Source organism: Pseudomonas donghuensis, from assembly GCF_000259195.1.
Classification (GTDB): domain Bacteria; phylum Pseudomonadota; class Gammaproteobacteria; order Pseudomonadales; family Pseudomonadaceae; genus Aquipseudomonas; species Aquipseudomonas donghuensis.
This window is the reverse complement of record NZ_JH650757.1, coordinates 134,573-157,185: the sequence shown is the minus strand read 5'-3', so window position 1 is coordinate 157,185 and position 22,613 is coordinate 134,573. Positions and strand designations below refer to the sequence as shown.

The window sequence follows — 22,613 nt, the reverse complement described above, 5'->3', positions numbered from 1 at the left end:
GTCAAGGCCGGCAAGACCCGCCACATCGGCCTGTCCAACGAAACCCCGTGGGGCACCATGAAATTCCTGCAGCTGGCCGAAAGCCGTGGCTGGAGCCGTGCGGTTTCAATCCAGAACCCCTACAACCTGCTCAACCGCAGCTTCGAGGTCGGCCTGGCGGAGATCGCCATCCGCGAACAGTGCGGCCTGCTGGCCTACTCGCCACTGGCCTTCGGCATGCTCTCGGGCAAGTATGAAGACGGTGCGCGCCCGGCCGATGGCCGCCTGACCCTGTTCAACCGCTTCTCGCGCTATTCCAACCCACAGACCGTGAGCGCCTGCAGCCGCTACGTGAAGCTGGCCCGCGACCATGGCCTGGACCCGGCGCAGATGGCCCTGGCCTTCGTCACCCGCCAGCCGTTCGTGACCAGCAACATCATCGGTGCGACAACGCTTGCGCAACTGGACAGCAACCTGGCCAGCATCAACCTGAAGCTCACTGACGAGCTGCTGGCGGGCATCGAGGCCATCCATTCGGACCAGCCCAACCCCGCGCCCTGAGACGCGATCCCGGTTCCCACAAACAAGGTGGGAACCGAGGGTAGACACAATCGCCAAAAAATAAGACGATCCAGCCGGTGATTGACCACTCTACCCTATAAGAATAAAGAAAATGATGTTTACCCAACCCACGGCGTCCTTGCGGCGCGTCAGCATCCTGGCCATCGACAACGTCTTTGCATCGACCCTGATGCAGGCCAAGGACTTCTTCCACCTGGCCAGCCTGCGCTACAGCAAGCAATTGGGGCTGGGCCTGCAATCGATGTTCGAAACCCGCCTGGTAAGCCCTGACGGCCTGCCGGTGCGCAGCTTCAGCGACGTGACACTGCCGGTCGACAGTGGCCTGGAAGCCGCCGACATCATCATCCTGCCGGCCTTCTGGGACGATTTCGATGCCCTTTGCCAGCGCTACCCGCAGGTACTGCCCTGGTTGCGCGAGCAGCATGCCCGCGGTGCCGTGCTGTGCGGCGAGGCCAGCGGGGTGTTCTGGCTGGCCGAAGCTGGCCTGCTCGATGGCAAGGAGGCGACCACCTACTGGCGCTTTTTCAGCCAGTTCGCCGAGCGTTTTCCCAAAGTCAGCCTCAACCAGGACAAGCACCTGACCGACGCCGACAACCTCTACTGCGCCGGCGGCACCACCTCGGCCTGCGACCTGTACATCTACCTGATCGAGCGTTTCTGCGGGGCCAACGTGGCGCAAGCGGTGGCCCGCGACATCCTCTACGAAGTGCAGCGCAACTACACCCCGGGGCGCATGGGCTTTGGCGGGCAGAAGCTGCACCAGGACCTGATCATCCTGCAGATCCAGCACTGGCTCGAGGAGCATTTCGCCGACAAGTTCCGCTTCGAGGACGTCGCCCGCAACCACGGCATGAGCATCCGCAACTTCATGCGCCGCTTCCAGAGCGCCACCGGTGACAAGCCGCTGCACTACCTGCAACGGCTACGGATCGAAACGGCCAAGGGCTTGCTGTCGGGCACACGCAAGAGCATCAAGACCATCAGCTATGAAGTTGGCTACGACGATGCGAGTTTCTTTGCCCGGTTGTTCAGGCAGCACACGGAGTTGTCGCCGAATCAGTATCGGCAGCAGTTTATGCAGGAGGCCTGAAAGGCCTCCTCAGCTTCAAGCCTCAAGCTTCAAGCTTCAAGCAAGAGCAAGAGCAAGAGCAAGAGCAAGAGCAAGAGCAGGATCAAGAGCAACGCGCGGTCGGCTCTTGATCCTGCTTGCAGCTTGAAGCTTGAAACTTGCAGCTGCTTTTAAGGCTTATGCGCCCGCGACAGGAATTCGTGGGACTGCATTTCCAGCAAGCGGCTCAGGGTCCGCTGGAATTCGAAGGTCAGGCGACCACCGGTGTACAGGTCCTTGAGCTCAACCTCGGCCGAGATGATCAGCTTGACGTTGCGGTCATAGAATTCGTCGACCATGTTGATGAAGCGCCGGGCGATGTCATCGGTCGCCACGCTCATCTGCTCGACGTCGCTCAGCAGCACGGCATGGAAGATCTTGCCCAGTTCGATGTAGTCGTTCTGGCTGCGCGGGCCGTCGCACAGTTCGCGGAATTCGAACCAGGCCACGTCGTCGCAGGTGCGCAGGGCACGAATTTCACGGTTCTCGATCACCAGTACATCGTTCTCGACCGCCTGGGTGCATTCCGGCGTCAGCGCGCGGAAGCTCTTGCGCAGGCTTTCGTGGGCCGCTTCGTCGAGCGGAAAGTGGAACAGCTCGGCTTGCTCCAGGTGACGCAGGCGATAGTCGACGCCGCTGTCGACGTTGACGATCTCGGTGTTCTGCTTGATCAGGGCGATCGCCGGCAGGAAGCGCGCACGCTGCAGGCCGTCCTTGTACAGGCCATCAGGGACGATGTTGGAGGTGGCCACCAGGGTCACGCCGTTCTTGAACAGCTCCTCCATCAGGGTGCCGAGGATCATCGCGTCGGTGATGTCGGAGACGAAGAACTCGTCGAAGCAGATTACCCGCGCCTCTTCCGAGAAGCGCTTGGCAATGATGGTCAGCGGGTTCTTCTCGCCCTTGAGGGTTTTCATTTCCTCGTGGACGCGCTTCATGAAGCGGTGGAAGTGCGTACGCACTTTCTGCTTGAACGGCAGCGCCTCGAAGAAGGTATCGACCAGGTAGGTCTTGCCGCGGCCTACCCCACCCCAGAAGTACAAGCCCTTGACCGGTGCCTGGTCCTTCTTGCCAAACAGCTTGCCGAACACACCCGGCTTGTTGTTCTGCGCCGCGATCAGATCGTCGTACAGGCGCTGCAGATGACGCACTGCAGTTTCCTGCGCCGCGTCATGGAAGAATTCGGGACGTTTCAGATCTGCTTGATATCGTTCTAGGGGCGTCATAATTCGTTAGCAAGGTAACAAAAACGGGCCGTCACTGTAGCGACGGCCCCGGATAATGGCAATCAGACTTGCGATAAGCCGTTCAGTCCTGCTGTGGCACCAGGGCCGCTCGCAGGGTTTCGATCGCCGCGTCGCGGGCAGCGGCATCGGCGAACTGCGGGCCGTCGCCGACGCACTCGCCTTCCAGCCACAGGCTGAAGCCCAGGCCTTCGTGGCGCACATCGAGCTCACCGCCCTGTTGCAGTTGCTTGCTCACCACACCTGCGGTCTTGCCGTCGGCGAAGTTGCGCGACAGCAGCAGTTGCTCGCCATCAGCGGCCAGCAGGCGGAAGCGGAAGCTGCCGTCGTCTTCACGAAAACTGACGAAACGCGCCGTCTTGGCCGCCTTCTTCTTGACCTGAACAGGCGCCTGCTCAATGTTGCGGAACGAGCGCAGGCCCACCGCTTCACGCAGTTGTTCGAGGAACGGCGTGGCCACCTTGCGGGCTTTCTGCGCACCGGCCAGGAGGATGTCCTCCAGGTCGGCCGGGCGGCCGATCAGTTGGTGATAACGCTCGCGCGGTTCACTCAGCTGGCCATCGAGCAGTTGGAACAGACGCTGCTTGGCCTCGCCCCAACCCAGGCCCTGGAGCAGTTCGCTACGGAACTCGTCGGCTTGCGCCGGGGTGGCGAAGGCCTGGAACAGGGTGAACAGGTGCGCGTTGTCCGGGTCCTTGGCTTCGCCCGGGGCCCGGGAGTCGGTGACGATGCGCGAGATGGCATCCTTCATGTCCTTGGCGCTGGTGAACAACGGGATGGTGTTGTCATAGCTCTTGGACATCTTGCGCCCATCCAGGCCCGGCAGAGTGGCCACGCTTTCCTCGATCAGCGCCTCGGGCATGGCGAAGAACTCCTTGCCCTGGCCGAACAGGTGGTTGAAGCGCTGGCCGATGTCGCGAGCCATCTCCACATGCTGGATCTGGTCGCGGCCGACCGGCACCTTGTTGGCGTTGAACATCAGGATGTCGGCGGCCATCAGTACCGGGTAGCTGTACAGGCCCATGCTGATCCCGGCATCCGGGTCTTCGCCGTTCTCGACGTTCTTGTCCACCGAAGCCTTGTAGGCATGCGCACGGTTGAGCAGGCCCTTGGCCGCGACGCAGGTCAGCAGCCAGGTCAGCTCGGGAATCTCGGGGATGTCGGACTGGCGATAGAACGTCACCCGCTCAGGGTCCAGGCCACCGGCCAGCCAGGTCGCGGCGATTTCCAGGCGCGAGCGCTGGATGCGCTGCGGGTCATCGCACTTGATCAGGGCGTGGTAGTCGGCCAGAAAGTAGAACGAGTCGACACCCGGTTCACGGCTGGCGAGGATCGCCGGGCGGATGGCACCGGCGTAGTTGCCCAGGTGAGGCGTGCCCGTGGTGGTGATACCGGTAAGGATGCGCGTAGTCATGGGTAATCGCTTATCAGGCTTGTATCAGTTCGAAAGGCGCGGCAGCACCAGTTCCTTGAGGTCGGTGAGCTTGCCATGAAAAAAGTGTCCGCATTCTGCCACTTTCAGCAGCTCATGGGGGCGCGGCAGTGCGTCGGACCAATCGTAGACGATCTGCGGATCGATCACTTCGTCGGTTTCCGGCTGGATCACGCTCAGTTCGCCCTGCTGCGGCAAGGGGTTATCACCCAGGCGCATCACCGCCGGAGCGACCATGAACAGGTGCTTGAGCGCAACGCCGCGGGCTTCCAGGCGTCCGCCGAGGCTGGCGGCGACGAAGCCGCCGAAGGAGAAGCCCATCAGCGTCAGTGGCAGCGCGGGGTGTTGCTCGCGCAGCCAGTCTACCGCCGCCTGGGCGTCGTCCACTTCACCGCTGCCCATGTCATGGCTGCCGGCACTCTGGCCAACGCCGCGGTAGTTGAAGCGCAGGGTGATGTAGCCGGCATCGCGGGCGGTGCGCTGGAGCATCGACACCACCTTGTTCATCATGGTGCCACCCTGCACCGGGTTGGGGTGGCACAGCAGCACAACACCGCGGGCGTCGGCGACATCGAGGTACAAGGCTTCCAGTTGGCCGACCGGGCCATCGATGAATACAGGGGTTTCGCGGATAAGCAAGGATAAACTCCGTGACCTCGGAAAGGGTCGACTCGTCTAGCTGAATGATTCTGTCTGAGATATTTGCGATCGTTCGCGGTATACAGCGCAGGTCCGAGCCGTTAACGTAAAGCAAAGCCGTTTATAGAGGAAGGACTCGTGGAACTCTCGCTCTTAGTTTGGTTGTTGCCGACCCTGGCCCTCGTCGTGGGTGTCGTCGTTGGTTTCCTGGTCGCCCGCCTGCTGCCCAATGCTGCGCCGAGCAGCACCCAGCGTCAGCTGGATGATATCCAGGAACGTTTCGACAGCTACCAGAATGAGGTGGTTACTCACTTCAACAGTACGGCTGCGCTGGTCAAGAAACTGACCCAAAGTTACCAGGACGTCCAGGATCACCTGGCCGAAGGCGCCAACCGCCTGGCCCTGGACGAACTCACCCGCCAACGCCTGCTGGCCGCCCTGCACTCCGAGGCCACCCAGGCCCCGCGTGATCGCCTGACCCCGCCGAAGGACACCGAGGTGCCGCGCGACTACGCACCGAAAGCGCCCAACGCGCCGGGCATGCTCGATGAGCATTACGGGCTCAAGCGCTGAGCAAAATAAAAGGCCCCTGTGAGGGGCCTTTTTTATAAGCGTCGCCTGCGTTGCGAGCGCTATGCGCTCGATCGCTGGCAAGGCCAGCGCCCACAGGGTCACTTGTGGGAGCCGGCCTTGCCGGCGATGGGCTACGCAGTAGCCCCTGCCAACCTCAGCAATACCAAGGCGCCTCCCCCTCCCGATAGCCGTACCTCTCCCGCGCCGCATCCAGTACCCGCCGCTCCACCCCACCCTGGCGCACCAGGCTGTGCAAGCTGGCCAGCACGATACTGAAGCGATCGACCTCGAAGAACCGCCGCAACTGCTGGCGGGTATCACTACGGCCAAAACCGTCAGTCCCAAGCGTCACATAAGGCGCCTGTACATATTCAGCAATCAATTGCGGCCAGGCCCGCACATAGTCGGTCGCGGCGATCACCGGCGCCTCACCGTCCAGGCAGCGTTGCACATGGCTGATATCATCACTGCCCTGCCCCAGGCGGCTGGCGCGATCAGCATCCCGCGCCTCCCGCGCCAGCTCGCTGAAACTGGTGACACTGAACACTTCACTGGCAACCTGCCAATCGCTGGCCAGCAATTCACTGGCAGCAATGACTTCACGCAGGATCGCCCCGGAGCCGAGCAGGCGCACGCGCCCCTGGGCATCGGCCACCTGCTGTTCGACATAACGGTACATGCCGCGCAAGACCTCTTCATGCACCTGCACTGGCAGGGACGGCTGTGGATAGTTTTCGTTCATCACCGCGACATAGTGAAATTCGTCGCATTGTTCGACCAGCATGCGCCGCGCGGCGTATTCGAGGATCACCGCCAGTTCACCAGCAAAGCACGGCTCCCAGGCGCGGCAGTTGGGCACCATCGAAGCCATCACCAGGCTCGAACCGTCCTGGTGCTGCAACCCTTCCCCACCCAGCGTCGTGCGCCCGGCTGTGGCCCCCAGCAGCAGGCCACGGGCACGCTGGTCGGCGGCGGCCCAGATCAGGTCGCCGACACGCTGGAAGCCAAACATCGAGTAATAGATGTACACCGGCAGCATCGGCTCGCCATGCACTGCGTAGGACGTTGCCGCGGCCACCCAGGAAGAAATCGCGCCGGCCTCGGTGATGCCTTCCTCCAGCAGTTGGCCATCGCGCGCTTCCTTGTAGGACAGCAGCGACCCTGCGTCTTCCGGCTCGTAGCACTGCCCCTGGGGTGAATAGATGCCGATCTGGCGGAACAGGCTGGCCATACCGAAGGTGCGCGCTTCGTCGGCCACTATCGGCACCACACGCGGCCCCAACTGCGGCGCCTTGAGCCAGGCGCTGAGCATGCGCACGGCAGCCATGGTGGTGGACATTTCTTTGCCGTCGGCCTGCAGGGCGAAGCCGCCCATGGCCTCCAGCGCCGGTACCGGCACCGGACGCACATCGCTGCGCCGGGCAGGCAGCGGCCCACCAAGAGCCGCGCGACGCTCACGCAGATAGCGCATCTCCGGGCTGCCCTCGGCCGGCCGATAGAACTGCAACTGCTCAACCTGCGCATCCGACAGCGGCAAATGGAAACGGTCACGGAACGCCAGCAAGGCCTGCACGTCGAGTTTCTTGGCCTGGTGCGCGGTCATCCGCGACTCGCCCGCAGCGCTCATGCCATAGCCTTTCTTGGTCTTGGCCAGGATTACCGTTGGCCGGCCCTTGCAGGCCTTGGCGGCGGCGAAAGCGGCATAGAGCTTGCGAAAATCGTGACCACCGCGCTTGAGTGCGTTGATCTCGGCCGAACTCATGTGCTCGACCAGCTTCTGCAAGGCCGGCTGCTGATTGAAAAAGTGCTCGAGGTTGTAGGCCCCATCCTTGGCCCCAAGGTTCTGGAACTGCCCGTCCGGTGTCGCCGCCAACTGGCGCAACAACACGTGCTCGGTGTCGCGCGCGAACAGTGGGTCCCACTCCGAGCCCCAGAGCACCTTGATCACGTTCCAGCCAGCGCCACTGAACAGTGCCTCAAGCTCCTGGATAATCTGGCCGTTGCCACGCACCGGGCCGTCGAGGCGCTGCAGGTTGCAGTTGACCACAAATGTCAGGTTATCCAGTTGCTCGCGGGCAGCCAGTGTCAAACCGGCAATGGATTCCGGCTCATCCATCTCGCCATCGCCAAACACCCCCCAGACATGCCGGGCGCTGGTGTCGAGCAACTGGCGGTTGTGCAGGTAGCGCATAAAGCGCGCCTGGTAGATGGCGTTGATCGGGCCGATGCCCATGGAGCCGGTGGGAAACTGCCAGAAGTCGGGCATCAGCCACGGATGCGGATAAGAGCACAGGCCGTTGCCGGCCACTTCCTGACGGTAGCTGGCCAGTTGTTCTTCGCTCAGGCGGCCTTCAAGAAAGGCCCGGGCGTAAATGCCCGGAGCCGAATGCGGCTGGAAAAACACCAGGTCAGCTGTACGCTGCTCAGCGCCCGCCTCACCGCGAAAGAAATACTGGAAACCGACTTCGAAAATCTCCGCAGCCGACGCATAGCTGGCGATATGCCCACCCAGGTCACCATAGGCATGGTTGGCCCGCATCACCATGGCCAGGGCATTCCAGCGCAGGATGCTGGTGATGCGTTCATCGAGCTCCAGATCGCCCGGATAGGCGCCCTGCTGTTCCACGGACAGCGTATTGCGATAAGCCGAAAACGCCTGGACGCCGCGCTCCAGCCCCAACTCACGGGCATGGGTTTGCAGCTGCTCAAGCAGAAACTGCGCACGCTCCGGGCCGCAGTGCAGCAGGGTCGAATCCAGCGCCTCCAGCCACTCGGCGGTTTCTCCCGGGTCACTGTCCAGCTGCGGATCGCCCGGACGCCGCGGCATACCTTCGCCAGGCACAAGGGTCATCATTGCCACCATTGCATTTGACCTCGTCCGTGAAGGGTTCAGGCGCAGGCCTTGAGCGCCTGTTGAATATCCGCCAGCAGATCGTCGATGTCCTCAAGCCCCACCGACAGCCTTACCAGCCCTTCAGAGATGCCGTACTGGGCACGCTCCTCTGGGGTATAGCTGGAGTGGGTCATGCTTGCCGGGTGCTGAGCCAGGGATTCGGCATCACCGAGACTGACGGCACGGCTGAACAATTGCAGGGCGTTCATGAAACGCCGCCCGGCGCTAATGCCGCCCTTGAGTTCGAAGGCGATCATGCCGCCAGGCAAGCGCATCTGCCGCTGGGCCAGCTCGTACTGGGCAAAACCGGGCAAACCGGGGTAATTGATCAGTTCGACTTCCGGCTGTTGCTGCAGGTATTCGGCGATGGCCTGGGCGTTACTGCAGTGGCGTTCCATGCGCAGGGTCAGGGTTTTCATCCCGCGCATGAGCAAGGCGGCGTCGTGCGGCGACATCACCGCACCGGTCATGTCCTTCAAGCCTTCCAGACGAATCCGATCGACCAGCGCCTTGCGCCCGACCACCAGGCCGGCAGTGATATCGCCATGGCCACTGAGGTACTTGGTCGCCGAATGCACCACCAGGTCGGCACCCAGCTCCAGCGGCCGCTGCAGGTACGGGGTGCAGTAGGTGTTGTCGACCACCACGCTGATATCGTGCGCGTGCGCAAGCTTGGCCACGGCGCCGATGTCGGTCATGTGCATGTTCGGGTTGGCCGGGGTTTCGAAGTAGATAACCCGGGTCTTGTCGCTGATCGCCGCAGCGACCGCGTGTAAATCGCTCATGTCGACATGCCGGACCTTGACCCCGAACTCGCCGATGCCATGGTGCAAAAAGGCGAAGGTGCAGCCGTACAGTGTCCGCCCTACCAGCACCTCATCGCCGGGGCGCAGCAGCGTCCATAGCGTGGCGGTGATCGCGCCCATTCCCGAGGCCAGTGCCAGCCCCGCTTCGCCGCCCTCCAGTGAGGCCATGCGTTGCTCCAGCAGGGCCAGGGTCGGGTTGGAGATACGGCTGTAGAAGTACCCGGCTTGTTCCCCGGCGAAGCAAGCAGCGCCGTACTCGACGGTAGGAAAAGCGAAGGTAGCCGTCTGATAGACCGGTGGCACAAGGGCCCCGTTGTGTTCCAGCGGATCGTAACCGTGGTGAATGGCGCGGGTGGCAAAACCTGTTTTGTTATTGGAGCCGCTCATGGCAAACAGCCTCTAGTGGTTTGTTATAAGCTTATGCCACTGAGGTGCTGATTTTTTTCCAAATGTAGCCGTCCCTGCGGGTGGTTATTGACATAAAAACAACAAATCCAGACCACGGAGGGTAAAACATGCCTACAGCCATCGACCGCACCGACCGCGCCTTGCTCGCAGCCCTGCAAGGCAACGCCCGGCTGACGGTGTCCGAACTGGCCGACCAGGTCTCGCTGACCACCTCGCCATGCTGGCGACGGGTGAAGTTGCTGGAAGAGTCCGGCTATATCACCGGCTACCAGGCCATCCTCTCGCCCAAGGCCCTGGGTTTTGGCGTGACCGCTTTCGTCAGCATCATGATGGACTCGCACACCAAGGAAATGGCCCGCGCCTTCGAGCAGCGGCTGATGGAAATCCCCGAAATCGTCGCCTGCCACAATATCTCCGGGCGCTATGACTTCCTCCTGGAAATCCTTGCCCGGGACCTGGAGTCATTCGGTGAGTTTGCGCGGGAAGTGCTGCAGACCTTGCCGGGGGTGAAGGAGATTTACTCGAGTTTCTCGTTCAAGGCGGTGAAGGAGAAACGGGTGATTCCGGTGTCGGAAAAGCACATCTGAGTTTACAACCAACAAAAAACCCCACCTGAGTGGGGTTTCCTGTTCAGCGCTAACGCTTAGATCGCGCCACGTTTGCGCAGCAGGTCCAGCACCTGTTTGACGCCGTCTTCCAGGCTGAGGTTCTGGGTGTCGATAACCAGGTCCGCATCCAGCGGTACGTCATACGGGAAACTTTCGCCCGGAATGTTGTCGCCACCGGCGGCATACAGGCCCTGCGGGTCACGCTCACGGCAAGCCAAAGGCGATGCCTGGACGTAGACGGTGAGCAAACGCTCCTTGCCGATCAGCGCCTTGGCCTGTTCGCGGCCTTCGGCATCCGGGGCGACGAAGGCGGCCAGGGTCAGCAGGCCGGCTTCGTTGAACTGACGCGCAACATGCGCGGCACGGCGCCAGTTCTCGGTACGCCCGGCACGGTCCTGCGGCAGGCCCTTGTTCAGGTCGTGACGCAGGTTCTGGCCATCGAGCACGTACACCGCACGGCCCATGTCGAACAGCTTGCGCTCCACGGCGTAGGCCAGGGTGCTCTTGCCCGCGCCCGAGAGGCCGCTGAACAGCACGGTGGCCGGCTGCTGGCCGAAGCGCAGGGCACGCTCTGCAGTGTCCACGTGGGCCAGTTTGCCGTGCTGGCCGACGGTGCCATGAGGCACAACCGGTGGCGCGATGATCATGCCGGCGCCGACGGTGCCGTTGGTCAGGCGGTCGATGACAATAAAGGCACCGGTGGTGCGGTTGCTGTCATAGCCGTCCAGCGCGATCGGGGCGTCGAGGCTGACCTTGACCTTGCCGATCTCGTTGAGCTGCAGGGCACTGGCGGCGCCCTGCTCCAGGGTGTTCACATCGACCTTGTGGGCGATGCTGGCAATCGAGCCCGGCACATAGCTGGTGGCGCGCTTGATGTCGTATTTCTTGCCCGGCAGCATCGGCTCTTCAGCCATCCACACCAGCATGGCGTCGAACTGGTCGGTCACCGGCGGCACGTTGTCGGCATGTACCAGCAAATCGCCACGGGAGATGTCGATTTCGTCTTCCATGGTCAGGGTCACGGCTTGCCCTGGGCCGGCGTTTTCCAGCTCCCCCTCGAAGGTGACGATGGACTTGACCCGGCTGCTCTTGCCCGACGGCAGCACGACGATTTCATCGCCCTTGTGCACCACGCCGCTGGCCAGGGTACCGGCAAAGCCACGGAAGTTCAGGTTCGGGCGGTTGACGTACTGCACCGGGAAGCGCAGGTCGGTGAAGTTGCGGTCGGCCGCGACTTCCACGGTTTCGAGGATTTCCATCAATGCCGGGCCCGTGTACCATGGCGAACGCTCGCTGCGGTTGACCACGTTGTCGCCCTTGAGCGCCGACATCGGCACGAAGTGCAGGCTGCTCGGGGTCATGTTGATAGCCTCGGCAAACTTCAGGTAGTCGGCCTTGATGCTGTCGAACACGCCCTCGTCGAAGCCCTTGAGGTCCATCTTGTTGACCGCAACGACAATGTGCTTGATGCCCAGCAACGAGGCAATGTAGCTGTGCCGACGGGTCTGGGTCTGCACGCCGTAGCGGGCATCGACAAGGATGATCGCCAGGTCGCAGGTGGACGCACCGGTGGCCATGTTGCGGGTGTACTGCTCATGGCCCGGGGTGTCGGCGATGATGAACTTGCGCTTGGCGGTAGAGAAGTAGCGGTAGGCCACATCGATGGTGATGCCCTGCTCGCGCTCGGCCTGCAGGCCGTCGACCAGCAACGCCAGGTCGATGTCGTCACCGGTGGTGCCGACTTTCTTCGAATCGCGGGTGATGGCTTCCAGATGATCTTCGTAGATCATCTTCGAGTCGTGCAGCAGGCGCCCGATCAGGGTGCTCTTGCCGTCATCGACGTTACCGCAGGTAAGGAAGCGCAGCAGCTCTTTACGTTCGTGCTGGGCCAGGTAAGCGAGGATGTCCTCGCTGATCAGATCAGATTGGTGGCTCATTACATTCAAGCTCCAAGCTGTAAGCTTCAAGCGGCAAGCTTGTCGGCATACAACTAGTCAGAAATTTTGTTGATCAACCCGCTCAGCATTCTTGAAAGCTCACGAGTCTCTGTAATCCACTCATTCGACAAAGGCTTTGGCAGATAGCCTACCTCTCCCCCGATGATGATCTGCGTACGCAACTCACCGCAGGAAGCCTTGGCAATACACAGATAACGAACCTTTTCTTTTGCCGTTCTCCGTTCCATGCCTTCAGCGATATTCGACGGGATAGAAAGTGCCGCCCGCGTGATCTGATCCTTGAATCCAAGATCCCGGCACACCCTCTGCTGCCTGTAAATCGCTACCGTCAAATCTTTGCTTCTCTGCCAAACAGCAAGCTTCTCAAAGTCCATTGTGAGCACTCTCACGCGCCCACAATGGGGCGGCAGCCGACAAAATCCAGAAGCTACGCATCTTGCTTCTAACTTGCAGCTTGCCGCTTGTAACTTGAAGCTTAGAAGTACCCTTGCCGTTTTTTGTCTTCCATGGAGCCGGCGCCATCGTGGTCGATGACGCGGCCCTGGCGCTCGGAAGTGCGCGTCAGGAGCATTTCCTGAATGATGTCGGTGAGGGTTTCGGCCTCCGACTCCACCGCGCCCGTCAACGGGTAGCAGCCAAGGGTACGGAAACGCACCTTCTTCTTGACGATACGGGCCTTTTCTTCCTCCGAGAGGTGCTCGAGGATGCGCGGGTCGTCGATCATGATCAGAGTGCCGTTCTTCTCGATCACTTCGCGTTCGGCCGCGAAGTACAGCGGCACGATCGGGATACCTTCGAGGTAGATGTACTGCCAGATGTCCAGCTCGGTCCAGTTCGACAGCGGGAACACGCGAATCGATTCGCCCTTGTTGACCTTGCCGTTGTACACGTTCCACAGCTCGGGACGCTGGTTCTTCGGGTCCCAGCGGTGCTTGCTGTCGCGGAACGAGTAGACGCGCTCCTTGGCCCGCGACTTCTCTTCGTCGCGGCGCGCACCACCGAAGGCGGCATCGAAGCCGTACTTATCGAGCGCCTGTTTCAGGCCCTCGGTCTTCATGATGTCGGTGTGCTTGGCACTGCCGTGGGTGAACGGGTTGATGCCCTGGGCGATGCCGTCCGGGTTGACGTGAGTGATCAGCTCCAGGCCCATTTCCTCGACCATCTTGTCGCGGAAGCTGTACATCTCCTGGAATTTCCACTGGGTGTCGACATGCATCACCGGAAACGGCAGCTTGCCCGGGAAGAAGGCCTTGCGCGCCAGGTGCAGCATCACGGCCGAGTCCTTGCCAATCGAGTACAGCATCACCGGGTTATCGAACTCGGCGGCCACCTCACGAATGATGTGGATGCTTTCCGCCTCCAACTGTTTCAAATGCGTCAGTTTGTCGACCATGGTTACTCACGGAAATACGATCTTATGGACGGCCAGCGGGCCGTGTTCGAGCGAGCCACTTTATCACAGCGCCCGATTCTATTTAGGCGGCCAACTAGAACGAAACAGTATAAGAATATGCCCTGCCGTTTTAGCCTCAGATCGGGTTCGGACAGTCGATGAACAGGTGCTCCAGGGCAAAGCGCCGGGCCAGGTAATCACCCAACGCCTGCACACCGTAACGCTCGGTGGCATGGTGGCCGGCGGCGATGAAACTGATGCCGTTCTCGCGGGCGCTGTGGAAGGTCTGCTCGGAGGCTTCGCCACTCAAATACAGGTCGACGCCGGCGGCAATCGCCTGGTCGATGTAGCCCTGACCGCCACCGGTGCACCAGCCGACCCGGCGAATGATCTGCTCGCCTTCGATCAACAGCGGCTCGCGCCCCATCACCTCCTGTACCTTGCGGGCAAAATCGCGTGCCGACATCGGCTCGGCCAGCGAACCGACCAGGCCGACGATCCGCGGGTTCTCGGGGTCCAGCGGGCCTTCGACGGTGATGTCGAGCTGACGCGCCAGCTGCACGTTGTTGCCGACTTCCGGGTGCAGGTCCAGCGGCAGGTGGTAGGACAACAGGCTCAGGTCGTTCTTGAGCAGGGTTTTCAGCCGACGCTGCTTCATGCCGGTGATGCACGGGTTCTCGCCCTTCCAGAAGTAGCCGTGGTGCACCAGCACCAGGTCGGCTTCGGCTTCGACCGCAGCATCGAGCAAGGCCTGGCTTGCGGTAACGCCGCTGACGATGCGAGTCACCTGCGGGCGGCCCTCGACCTGCAGGCCGTTGGGGCAGTAGTCCTGGATTTTGGCGCTGCCGAGGTAGCGTTCGGCTTCCTCGACCAGGGTGCTCAGGGCAACAGCCATGAAAAGACTCCTCAATTTCGCAGTTCAGCGCGGCCCAAGGCCTCGTATAATGAGCGTCATTATGGGCCGTCGCCGGGTTTGGGGAAACCGACGGCAGTTGCCTGGGGGCTGGCGTTGTTGGTTTTCGTGACGATTAAACAGTTCCTGCACGCGCCCGAGCGCAGTATGATCGCGCGCGTTCACGCTCCCAGCTGTCATCGGCCCTCTGCCAACTCCCAGGATTTGTTCAATGTTCAAGGCTTTGCGTTACTTTGGCTGGCCGCTGCTGGTCGGCGTGCTGATCGCCCTGTTGGTCATTCAGCGCTTTCCGCAATGGGTCGGCCTGCCCAGCCAGGACGTCAACCTGCAACAGGCACCGCAAACCACGCGGATCATGCAGGGGCCGGTGTCCTACGCCGACGCCGTGAGCATCGCCGCCCCGGCAGTGGCCAACCTGTACACCACCAAGGTGGTCAACAAGACCGCCCACCCGCTGTTCGAAGACCCGCAGTTCCGCCGCTTCTTCGGTGACAACCTGCCCAAGCAGCGCCGCTGGGAGTCGAGCCTGGGTTCGGCGGTGATCATGAGCCCGGAAGGCTACCTGCTGACCAACAACCACGTGACCTCCGGTGCCGACCAGATCGTAGTGGCGCTCAAGGACGGCCGTGAAACCCTGGCGCGGGTGATCGGCAGCGACCCGGAAACCGACCTCGCGGTACTGAAGATCGACCTGAAGAACCTGCCATCGATCACCATCGGCCGCTCCGACAACATCCACATCGGCGACGTCGCCCTGGCCATCGGCAACCCCTTCGGCGTCGGCCAGACCGTGACCATGGGCATCATCAGCGCCACCGGGCGTAACCAGTTGGGCCTGAACAACTACGAAGACTTCATCCAGACCGACGCCGCAATCAACCCGGGCAACTCCGGCGGTGCGCTGGTCGACGCCAACGGCAACCTCACCGGCATCAACACGGCGATCTTCTCCAAGTCCGGCGGCTCGCAAGGCATCGGCTTTGCCATTCCGACCAAGCTGGCGCTGGAGGTGATGAAGTCGATCATCGAGCACGGTCAGGTAATTCGTGGCTGGCTGGGCATCGAGGTGCAACCGCTGAGCCAGGAGCTGGCCGAGTCGTTCGGCATGCAGGGGCGCCCGGGTATCGTTGTCGCGGGGATTTTCCGTGATGGTCCGGCGCAAAAGGCCGGCCTGGAGCTGGGTGACGTGATCCTGAGCATCAATGGCGAGCCGGCCGGCGATGGCCGCCGCTCGATGAACCAGGTGGCGCGGATCAAACCCAACGACAAAGTGGCGATCCAGGTCATGCGCAATGGCAAGGAGCTCAAGCTGACCGCCGAAATCGGCTTGCGTCCACCGCCGGCACCGGCGGCCAAAGAAGAAAACTGATGGGTTAACAGCATCGCGGGGCAAGCCCGCTCCCACAGGTTTTGTGGTTTACCTGTGGGAGCGGGCTTGCCCCGCGATGGGGTCAGTGCAGAATCTGGCTCAAGAACAGCTTGGTCCGCTCATTCTGCGGCCGGTCGAAGAAGTCGTCCGGCGCTGCCTGCTCCACAATCTCGCCCTTGTCCATGAAGATCACCCGGTTCGCCACGGTACGGGCAAAGCCCATCTCGTGGGTCACGCAGAGCATGGTCATGCCGTCTTCCGCCAGGCCAACCATGGTATCGAGCACTTCCTTGACCATCTCCGGGTCCAGCGCCGAGGTCGGTTCGTCGAACAACATGATCTTCGGCTTCATGCACAGCGCCCGGGCAATCGCTACCCGTTGCTGCTGACCACCGGACAGCTGCCCCGGGAACTTGTTGGCCTGCTCCGGAATGCGCACCCGCTCAAGGTAATGCATGGCGATTTCCTCGGCCTTGCGCTTGGGCATCTTGCGTACCCACATCGGTGCCAGGGTGCAGTTCTGCAAGATGGTCAGGTGCGGGAACAGGTTGAAATGCTGGAACACCATGCCGACTTCGCGACGGATCGCTTCGATCTGCTTGAGGTCATTGGTCAGCTCCACGCCATCGACGACGATGCGCCCCTGCTGGTGCTCTTCCAGGCGGTTGAGGCAACGGATGGTGGTCGACTTGCCCGAACCCGACGGCCCGCACAGCACGATACGCTCGCCCTGGCGCACATTCAGGTTGATGTCCTTGAGCACGTGGAACTGGCCGTACCACTTGTTCACGCCCTGCATCTGAATAATGCCTTCAGGGCTCACAGGCTGTTTGATCGCTTCACTCATGGGAACACTCCTAACGCTTGTGGCCTGTGTCCAGCTTGCGCTCCAGATGCATGGAGTAGCGGGACATACCGAAACAGAAAATCCAGAAAACCAGGGCGGCGAATACGTAGCCCTCGGTCGCCATGCCCAGCCAGGTCGGGTCGGCAGCGGCCTGCTTGACGCTGTTGAGCAGGTCGAAGAGGCCGATGATGATCACAAGGCTCGTGTCCTTGAACAGGGCAATGAAGGTGTTGACGATGCCGGGGATCACCAGCTTCAGGGCTTGCGGCAGAATCACCAGGCCCATCGAACGCCAGTAACCCAGGCCCATGGCCGCGGCGGCTTCATACTGGCCCTTGGGAATGGCCTGCAGGCCACCGCGCACCACCTCGGCGATGTACGCCGACTGGAACAGGATCACGCCGATCATGGCCCGTAGCAGCTTGTCGAAGCTCATGCCTTCGGGCAGAAACAACGGCAGCATCACCGAGGACATGAACAGCACGGTGATCAGCGGCACGCCGCGCCAGAACTCGATGAAGGTCACGCAGACCACCTTCACCGCCGGCATGTTCGAACGCCGCCCCAGCGCCAGCAAGATCCCCAGCGGCAAGGCGCCGACGATGCCCACGGTGGCGATCACCAGGGTCAGCATCAGCCCGCCCCACTGGCTGGTCGGTACCGTGGCCAGGCCCAGGTAGCCGCCATGCAGAAGGGTGTAGGCGATGATCGGGTACAGCACCAGGAAGCCCAGGCCGTAGATCGCCTTGCGCGGGAAGCGCGAGATGAACAGCGGCGCTGCGCCGATTACCGCCAGCCAAACAGTCAGATCGACACGCCAGCGCAGTTCACTGGGGTAGTAGCCGTACATGAACTGGCCGAAGCGCTGCTGGATGAACACCCAGCAGGCACCCTCCTTGGTGCAGTCGGCGCGGGTGGTGCCGACCCAGTTGGCGTCGACGATCGACCATTGCAGCAGCGGCGGCACGATCAGCCATACCAGGTACACGGCAAACAGCGTCAGCAGGGTGTTGAGCCAGCTGGAGAACAGGTTGCTGCGCATCCAGGCGACTACGCCGACGGCTTTGACCGGTGGCGGCATATCGGGTTTGAAAACATGGGTACTCATGCGCTTGTCCTCACCGCTCGATCAGCGCAATGCGCTTGTTGTACCAGTTCATCAGCAGGGAAATGCTGATGCTGATGGCCAGATAGACGCTCATGGTGATGGCGATCACCTCGATGGCCTGGCCGGTCTGGTTGAGCACGGTACCGGCGAACAGCGAGACCATTTCCGGGTAGCCGATACCGGCCGCCAGCGACGAGTTCTTCGCCAGGTTCAGGTACTGGCTGGTCAGCGGTGGGATAATCACCCGCAGGGCCTGGGGAATGATCACCTTGCGCAGCGTCGGCCCTTCGCGCAGGCCCAGGGAACGGGCCGCTTCGGTCTGGCCGTAGCTCACCGAGCGGATGCCCGAACGCACGATCTCGGCGATAAAGGCTGCGGTGTAGATGGTCAGCGCCAGGGTCAGGGCCAGCAGTTCCGGGATCAGCACCCAGCCGCCGACGAAGTTGAAGCCCTTGAGCTGCGGCATGTCCCAGTGCAGCGGTGAGCCGAACAGCAGCACGCCCAGTGCCGGAATGCCGAAGAACAGGAACAGGCCGACCCAGAATTTGTGGAACGGCTCGCCGGTGGCCTCAAAGCGCCGGTTGGCCAGGCGCACCATCAGCACGATGGCGATGATGGCCAGCGCCAGGCTGACGACGAACGGCCAGAATCCCTCGGCCATGGACGCACCGGGCATGTTCAGGCCGCGGTTGCTGATAAAGAAGGTGTCGTTGAGATTGATGCTACCCCGCGGTCCCGGCAGGGTCAGAAACACCGCGAAGTACCAGAACAGGATCTGCAACAGCGGTGGGATGTTACGGAAAGTCTCGACATACACCGTGGCCAGCTTGCTGATCATCCAGTTCGGTGACAGTCGCGCCACACCGATGATGAAGCCCAAGAGGGTCGCGAGAATGATGCCGATGAAGGTTACCAGCAGGGTGTTGAGCAGGCCGATGACGAAAACCCGCGCATAGCTGTCCTGTTCGGTATAGGAGATCAGGTGCTGGGCGATGCCGAAACCGGCACTGCGTTCGAGAAAGTCGAAGCCCGAGGTGATCCCGCGGTGTTGCAGGTTGGTCTGGGTATTGTGAAACAGGTACCAGCCCAGACCAACCACCGCGACCACGGTGAGGATCTGGAACAGCCACGCACGCACACGTGGATCGCTCAGGGATAGTCCCTTGGGTGCGCCGATATTATTTTGCATGTAATGCCCCGAAAGGAAGGGAACCGAACAGCCTGCGGCGGCCGAATGCCGCCGCAGGCCGCAACCGTCAGCGCACCGGTGGCGCGTACTGGATGCCGCCGTTGTTCCACAGGGCGTTCAGACCGCGGTCGATTTGCAGTGGGGTTTCCTTGCCCAGGTTTTTCTCGAAGACTTCGCCGTAGTTGCCGACCTGCTTGACGATCTGCACTACCCAGTCCTTCGGCAGTTTCAGGTCTTTGCCGTACTCGCCATCGGCGCCGAGCATACGGGCCACGTCAGGGTTCTTGGTGGCCTTGGCTTCGGCCTCGACGTTCTTCGAGGTGATCCCCATCTCTTCGGCATTGAGCATGGCGAACAGGGTCCACTTGACGATGCTGAACCACTCTTCATCGCCTTTGCGCACTACCGGGCCCAGCGGCTCCTTGGAGATGGTCTCCGGCAGTACCACGTAATCGGCCGGGGCGGCCAGCTTGGAGCGCTGTGCATAGAGCTGCGACTTGTCGGAGGTCAGCACGTCGCAGCGGCCGGATTCCAGCGACTTGGCGCTCTCGTCGGAGGTGTCGAAGGTGATCGGGGTGTACTTCAGGCCATTGGCGCGGAAGTAGTCGGAGACGTTGAGTTCGGTGGTGGTGCCGGCCTGGATGCAGATGGTTGCACCGTCCAGTTCCTTGGCGCTGGAAACACCCAGCTTCTTGTTGACCAGGAAACCAATGCCGTCGTAGTAGGTAACACCGGCGAACACCAGGCCCATGCCGGCGTCACGGGAGCTGGTCCAGGTAGTGTTACGCGACAGCACATCGACTTCGCCGGACTGCAGCGCGGTGAAGCGTTCCTTGGCGTTGAGCTGGCTGAACTTGACCTTCTTGGCGTCACCGAACACCGCAGCGGCCACCGCGCGGCAGACGTCGGCGTCGATCCCGACGATGTTGCCCTTGGCATCCGGCACCGAGAAGCCCGGCAAACCGTCACTGACACCACATTGAACGAATCCCTTCTTCTGTACTGCGTCCAGGGTCGCACCTGCCTGTGCGAAACCGCTGATACTCAACGCGGTAGCAGCGGTAACCACTGCCAGTGTGGATTTCAACATCTTCATTCAAACCTCCAGTTTTGCTCTTGTTGTGTGAGCCGGGATTGCACCGCACCCTTATGAGGCGCATCCGACCCGTGTTGGCTTGTTTTTGGGTCAATTGGCGCAATGCGCTGTTCTGTGACAGCCTTGGGGACCGCTAACGGGTGTTACCGTCCAAAACGTGTAACCTCGCATCAGGAGTTTCATAGCAAAGCGCGTACCACACTGAGGGGCTAAAGCGTTTCAGTTCACGTCAAGAGGGAAACTTGCAGCGTTGCGACAGGTTTTTCCCGGATTTACCCGACGCGCCTTCATTTCATGCACGCAAACAAGAGCGCGCGCACACTTTCGGAGCAGTCATGACCCACCCGCTGATTCTCGAACCACAAAAAAACGCTGATGCCTGTGTGATCTGGTTGCACGGCCTGGGGGCCGATCGTTACGACTTCATGCCGGTCGCCGAGGCCTTGCAGGAAGTGCTGCTGACCACCCGCTTCGTCATGCCCCAGGCGCCCACCCGCCCGGTAACCATCAACGGTGGCTATGAAATGCCCAGTTGGTACGACATCAAGGCCATGACCCCGGCACGGGCCATCGATGAAGAGCAACTGCAGGCGTCAGCCGACCAGGTGATCGAACTGATCAAGGCCGAACAGGCTAAGGGGGTGGATCTGGCGCGCATCATCCTCGCCGGTTTCTCCCAGGGCGGCGCGGTGGTGCTGCACACTGCCTATATAAAGTGGCAGGAAGCATTGGGTGGCGTTATCGCCCTGTCGACCTATGCCCCGACCTTCGCCCAGGAACGCGAACTGAGCGCCTGCCAGCAACGGACCCCGGCCCTGTGCCTGCACGGTGTTTATGATCCTGTGGTGCTGCCGGCGATGGGCCGTACCGCCTTTGAGCACCTCCAGCATTGGGGTGTCGACGCCGAGTGGAAGGAATACCCGATGGAGCACGAGGTGCTGCCCAAGGAGATCCACGATATCGGCCAATGGCTGAGCGAACGCCTGCGCTAAAAGCAGACTTCCCTGTAGTTGTCAGTGCAATCCACTACGCCGCGCCCGAATCTTGCATTACACTGCCCGGCGTACATTCCTTAACCAATTGATGAGATGACCGTGCTCAAAGCACTCAAGAAGATGTTCGGCAAGAGCGAGGTTGAGCAACTCGCCACCGAAACCGCTGCCCCCGTGAAGCAGCCGCCCGCAGCACCCCAGGCCCCTGCCCCGTCGGCACCGCTCAAGACCGAGGCCCCTGCCCCGGTTCGCGCCGAAAAACCGGCTGAGGCCAAGCCGCGCCGTGAGCGCAAGCCAAAACCCGCAGCCTCCACCTGGAAGCTGGAAGACTTCGCCGTCGAGCCGCAGGAAGGCAAGACCCGCTTCCATGACTTCAAGCTCTCGCCCGAGCTGATGCATGCGATCCACGACCTCGGCTTCCCGTATTGCACGCCGATCCAGGCCCAGGTCCTGGGTTACACCCTGCGTGGCAAAGACGCCATCGGCCGGGCCCAGACCGGCACCGGCAAGACCGCAGCCTTCCTGATTTCGATCATTACCCAGCTGCAGCAGACCCCGCCGCCAAAAGAGCGCTACATGGGCGAGCCTCGGGCGCTGATCATTGCCCCGACCCGCGAACTGGTCGTACAGATCGCCAAGGACGCCGCGGCGCTGACCAAATACACCGGCCTGAACGTCATGACCTTCGTCGGTGGCATGGACTTCGACAAGCAGCTCAAGGCCCTCGAAGCCCGCCACTGCGACATCCTGGTGGCCACCCCGGGCCGTCTGCTGGACTTCAACCAGCGCGGCGAAGCGCACCTGGACATGGTCGAAGTGCTGGTCCTGGACGAAGCCGACCGCATGCTCGACATGGGCTTCATCCCCCAGGTTCGGCAGATCATCCGCCAGACCCCACCCAAGAGCGAGCGCCAGACCCTGCTGTTCTCGGCTACCTTCACCGAAGACGTGATGAACCTGGCCAAGCAGTGGACCACGGACCCGGCAATCGTCGAGATCGAACCGGAGAATGTCGCCAGCGAAACCGTCGAGCAGCACGTCTATGCCGTGGCCGGCAGTGACAAGTACAAGCTGCTGTACAACCTGGTGACCGAGAACAAGTGGGAACGGGTGATGGTCTTTGCCAACCGCAAGGACGAAGTGCGGCGCATCGAGGAGCGCCTGGTGCGCGACGGCGTCAACGCCGCCCAACTGTCGGGCGACGTGCCGCAGCACAAGCGGATCAAGACCCTGGAGAGCTTCCGCGAAGGGCGCATCACCGTGCTGGTGGCCACCGATGTGGCGGGCCGCGGTATCCACATCGACGGCATCAGCCATGTGATCAACTTCACCCTGCCGGAAGACCCGGACGACTACGTGCACCGTATCGGCCGTACCGGCCGTGCCGGCACCAGCGGCGTGTCAATCAGCTTCGCTGGTGAAGACGACTCCTACCAGCTGCCGGCCATCGAAGCGCTGCTGGGACGCAAGATCAGC

General features: G+C 61.8%; 20 protein-coding genes. 7 read left to right on the top strand and 13 right to left on the bottom strand.

Annotation, left to right across the window (positions count from 1 at the left end; genetic code table 11):
- A partial coding sequence (locus tag UW3_RS26430) for an aldo/keto reductase (protein ID WP_010220756.1) occupies nucleotides 1-540 on the top strand: 540 nt, incomplete at its 5' end.
- Nucleotides 541-754: 214 nt separating this feature from the next.
- Nucleotides 755-1,651 (top strand): GlxA family transcriptional regulator, encoded by an 897-nt coding sequence (locus UW3_RS0103010; RefSeq protein WP_162835469.1) that lies wholly within the window; start codon nucleotides 755-757, stop codon nucleotides 1,649-1,651.
- 149 nt (nucleotides 1,652-1,800) lie between these two features.
- Here UW3_RS0103010 and zapE read toward each other — a convergent pair whose 3' ends face one another.
- The 3 genes from zapE to UW3_RS0102995 form a co-directional block, all read right to left on the bottom strand.
- Nucleotides 1,801-2,895, bottom strand: coding sequence for a cell division protein ZapE (gene zapE / locus UW3_RS0103005; RefSeq protein ID WP_010220754.1), 1,095 nt, complete (start codon nucleotides 2,893-2,895; stop codon nucleotides 1,801-1,803).
- An 82-nt stretch (nucleotides 2,896-2,977) separates the two neighbouring features.
- On the bottom strand, nucleotides 2,978-4,327 hold the full coding sequence (locus UW3_RS0103000) for a tryptophan--tRNA ligase (protein WP_010220753.1): 1,350 nt from the start codon (nucleotides 4,325-4,327) through the stop codon (nucleotides 2,978-2,980).
- A gap of 24 nt (nucleotides 4,328-4,351) precedes the next feature.
- On the bottom strand, nucleotides 4,352-4,984 hold the full coding sequence (locus tag UW3_RS0102995; protein ID WP_010220752.1) for an alpha/beta hydrolase: 633 nt from the start codon (nucleotides 4,982-4,984) through the stop codon (nucleotides 4,352-4,354).
- 138 nt (nucleotides 4,985-5,122) lie between these two features.
- Here UW3_RS0102995 and UW3_RS0102990 point away from each other — a divergent pair, with 138 nt between their 5' ends.
- Nucleotides 5,123-5,557, top strand: a complete 435-nt coding sequence (locus tag UW3_RS0102990; RefSeq protein WP_010220751.1) for a Z-ring associated ZapG family protein — start codon at nucleotides 5,123-5,125, stop codon at nucleotides 5,555-5,557.
- A gap of 154 nt (nucleotides 5,558-5,711) precedes the next feature.
- Here the strand turns inward: UW3_RS0102990 and mdeB are convergent, their stop codons facing one another.
- Together mdeB and UW3_RS0102980 are read right to left on the bottom strand one after the other, a co-directional pair.
- On the bottom strand, nucleotides 5,712-8,408 hold the full coding sequence (gene mdeB, locus UW3_RS0102985) for an alpha-ketoglutarate dehydrogenase (protein WP_050989989.1): 2,697 nt from the start codon (nucleotides 8,406-8,408) through the stop codon (nucleotides 5,712-5,714).
- Between the two features lie 38 nt (nucleotides 8,409-8,446).
- Nucleotides 8,447-9,643 carry a methionine gamma-lyase gene (locus UW3_RS0102980; RefSeq protein WP_010220748.1) on the bottom strand — a complete coding sequence of 399 codons (1,197 nt, stop codon included), beginning with the start codon at nucleotides 9,641-9,643 and terminating at the stop codon, nucleotides 8,447-8,449.
- Between the two features lie 128 nt (nucleotides 9,644-9,771).
- Here UW3_RS0102980 and UW3_RS0102975 point away from each other — a divergent pair, with 128 nt between their 5' ends.
- Nucleotides 9,772-10,251 carry an Lrp/AsnC family transcriptional regulator gene (locus UW3_RS0102975; protein ID WP_010220747.1) on the top strand — a complete coding sequence of 160 codons (480 nt, stop codon included), beginning with the start codon at nucleotides 9,772-9,774 and terminating at the stop codon, nucleotides 10,249-10,251.
- Nucleotides 10,252-10,307: 56 nt separating this feature from the next.
- Here the strand turns inward: UW3_RS0102975 and cysN are convergent, their stop codons facing one another.
- The 4 genes from cysN to UW3_RS0102955 form a co-directional block, all read right to left on the bottom strand.
- Nucleotides 10,308-12,209: a sulfate adenylyltransferase subunit CysN gene (gene cysN / locus UW3_RS0102970; RefSeq protein WP_010220746.1), complete on the bottom strand. Its 1,902-nt coding sequence runs from the start codon at nucleotides 12,207-12,209 to the stop codon at nucleotides 10,308-10,310.
- A 53-nt stretch (nucleotides 12,210-12,262) separates the two neighbouring features.
- Nucleotides 12,263-12,604, bottom strand: coding sequence for a four helix bundle protein (locus UW3_RS0102965; RefSeq protein WP_010220745.1), 342 nt, complete (start codon nucleotides 12,602-12,604; stop codon nucleotides 12,263-12,265).
- Nucleotides 12,605-12,705: 101 nt separating this feature from the next.
- Nucleotides 12,706-13,623 (bottom strand): sulfate adenylyltransferase subunit CysD, encoded by a 918-nt coding sequence (cysD, locus tag UW3_RS0102960; RefSeq protein ID WP_010220744.1) that lies wholly within the window; start codon nucleotides 13,621-13,623, stop codon nucleotides 12,706-12,708.
- Between the two features lie 136 nt (nucleotides 13,624-13,759).
- A complete protein-coding gene (locus UW3_RS0102955; RefSeq protein ID WP_010220743.1) occupies nucleotides 13,760-14,518 on the bottom strand; it encodes a Nif3-like dinuclear metal center hexameric protein in 759 nt (252 codons plus the stop codon).
- Between the two features lie 229 nt (nucleotides 14,519-14,747).
- On the opposite strand from UW3_RS0102955, the gene algW reads away from it, so the two are divergent.
- Complete coding sequence (gene algW / locus UW3_RS0102950; RefSeq protein ID WP_010220741.1) at nucleotides 14,748-15,905, top strand: Do family serine endopeptidase AlgW; 1,158 nt, start codon at nucleotides 14,748-14,750, stop codon at nucleotides 15,903-15,905.
- An 82-nt stretch (nucleotides 15,906-15,987) separates the two neighbouring features.
- Here algW and UW3_RS0102945 read toward each other — a convergent pair whose 3' ends face one another.
- The 4 genes from UW3_RS0102945 to UW3_RS0102930 all read right to left on the bottom strand — a co-directional run bounded on the left by UW3_RS0102945 (nucleotide 15,988) and on the right by UW3_RS0102930 (nucleotide 20,145).
- Nucleotides 15,988-16,752: an amino acid ABC transporter ATP-binding protein gene (locus tag UW3_RS0102945; protein ID WP_010220739.1), complete on the bottom strand. Its 765-nt coding sequence runs from the start codon at nucleotides 16,750-16,752 to the stop codon at nucleotides 15,988-15,990.
- Nucleotides 16,753-16,762: 10 nt separating this feature from the next.
- Nucleotides 16,763-17,860 carry an amino acid ABC transporter permease gene (locus UW3_RS0102940; protein ID WP_010220737.1) on the bottom strand — a complete coding sequence of 366 codons (1,098 nt, stop codon included), beginning with the start codon at nucleotides 17,858-17,860 and terminating at the stop codon, nucleotides 16,763-16,765.
- Nucleotides 17,861-17,870: 10 nt separating this feature from the next.
- Complete coding sequence (locus UW3_RS0102935) at nucleotides 17,871-19,049, bottom strand: amino acid ABC transporter permease (RefSeq protein ID WP_010220736.1); 1,179 nt, start codon at nucleotides 19,047-19,049, stop codon at nucleotides 17,871-17,873.
- Between the two features lie 67 nt (nucleotides 19,050-19,116).
- The gene (locus tag UW3_RS0102930) at nucleotides 19,117-20,145 is read right to left on the bottom strand and encodes an amino acid ABC transporter substrate-binding protein (protein WP_010220735.1); all 1,029 of its coding nucleotides are present in this window, start codon (nucleotides 20,143-20,145) and stop codon (nucleotides 19,117-19,119) included.
- Between the two features lie 335 nt (nucleotides 20,146-20,480).
- Here UW3_RS0102930 and UW3_RS0102925 point away from each other — a divergent pair, with 335 nt between their 5' ends.
- Together UW3_RS0102925 and rhlB are read left to right on the top strand one after the other, a co-directional pair.
- A complete protein-coding gene (locus UW3_RS0102925; protein WP_010220734.1) occupies nucleotides 20,481-21,137 on the top strand; it encodes an alpha/beta hydrolase in 657 nt (218 codons plus the stop codon).
- A 102-nt stretch (nucleotides 21,138-21,239) separates the two neighbouring features.
- Nucleotides 21,240-22,613 (top strand): ATP-dependent RNA helicase RhlB (gene rhlB / locus UW3_RS26425; RefSeq protein WP_036995252.1); only part of this gene is annotated, 1,374 nt, incomplete at its 3' end.

Coding starts and splice junctions, on each gene's coding strand:
- zapE (WP_010220754.1), bottom strand. CDS start 2,895: ATGACGCCCCTAGAACGATATCAAGCAGATCTGAAACGTCCCGAATTC.
- UW3_RS0102955 (WP_010220743.1), bottom strand. CDS start 14,518: ATGGCTGTTGCCCTGAGCACCCTGGTCGAGGAAGCCGAACGCTACCTC.
- cysD (WP_010220744.1), bottom strand. CDS start 13,623: ATGGTCGACAAACTGACGCATTTGAAACAGTTGGAGGCGGAAAGCATC.
- UW3_RS0102940 (WP_010220737.1), bottom strand. CDS start 17,860: ATGAGTACCCATGTTTTCAAACCCGATATGCCGCCACCGGTCAAAGCC.
- algW (WP_010220741.1), top strand. CDS start 14,748: ATGTTCAAGGCTTTGCGTTACTTTGGCTGGCCGCTGCTGGTCGGCGTG.
- UW3_RS0102935 (WP_010220736.1), bottom strand. CDS start 19,049: ATGCAAAATAATATCGGCGCACCCAAGGGACTATCCCTGAGCGATCCA.
- UW3_RS0102925 (WP_010220734.1), top strand. CDS start 20,481: ATGACCCACCCGCTGATTCTCGAACCACAAAAAAACGCTGATGCCTGT.
- UW3_RS0102980 (WP_010220748.1), bottom strand. CDS start 9,643: ATGAGCGGCTCCAATAACAAAACAGGTTTTGCCACCCGCGCCATTCAC.
- UW3_RS0102965 (WP_010220745.1), bottom strand. CDS start 12,604: ATGGACTTTGAGAAGCTTGCTGTTTGGCAGAGAAGCAAAGATTTGACG.
- UW3_RS0102945 (WP_010220739.1), bottom strand. CDS start 16,752: ATGAGTGAAGCGATCAAACAGCCTGTGAGCCCTGAAGGCATTATTCAG.
- UW3_RS0103000 (WP_010220753.1), bottom strand. CDS start 4,327: ATGACTACGCGCATCCTTACCGGTATCACCACCACGGGCACGCCTCAC.
- mdeB (WP_050989989.1), bottom strand. CDS start 8,408: ATGACCCTTGTGCCTGGCGAAGGTATGCCGCGGCGTCCGGGCGATCCG.
- UW3_RS0102975 (WP_010220747.1), top strand. CDS start 9,772: ATGCCTACAGCCATCGACCGCACCGACCGCGCCTTGCTCGCAGCCCTG.
- UW3_RS0102930 (WP_010220735.1), bottom strand. CDS start 20,145: ATGAAGATGTTGAAATCCACACTGGCAGTGGTTACCGCTGCTACCGCG.
- cysN (WP_010220746.1), bottom strand. CDS start 12,209: ATGAGCCACCAATCTGATCTGATCAGCGAGGACATCCTCGCTTACCTG.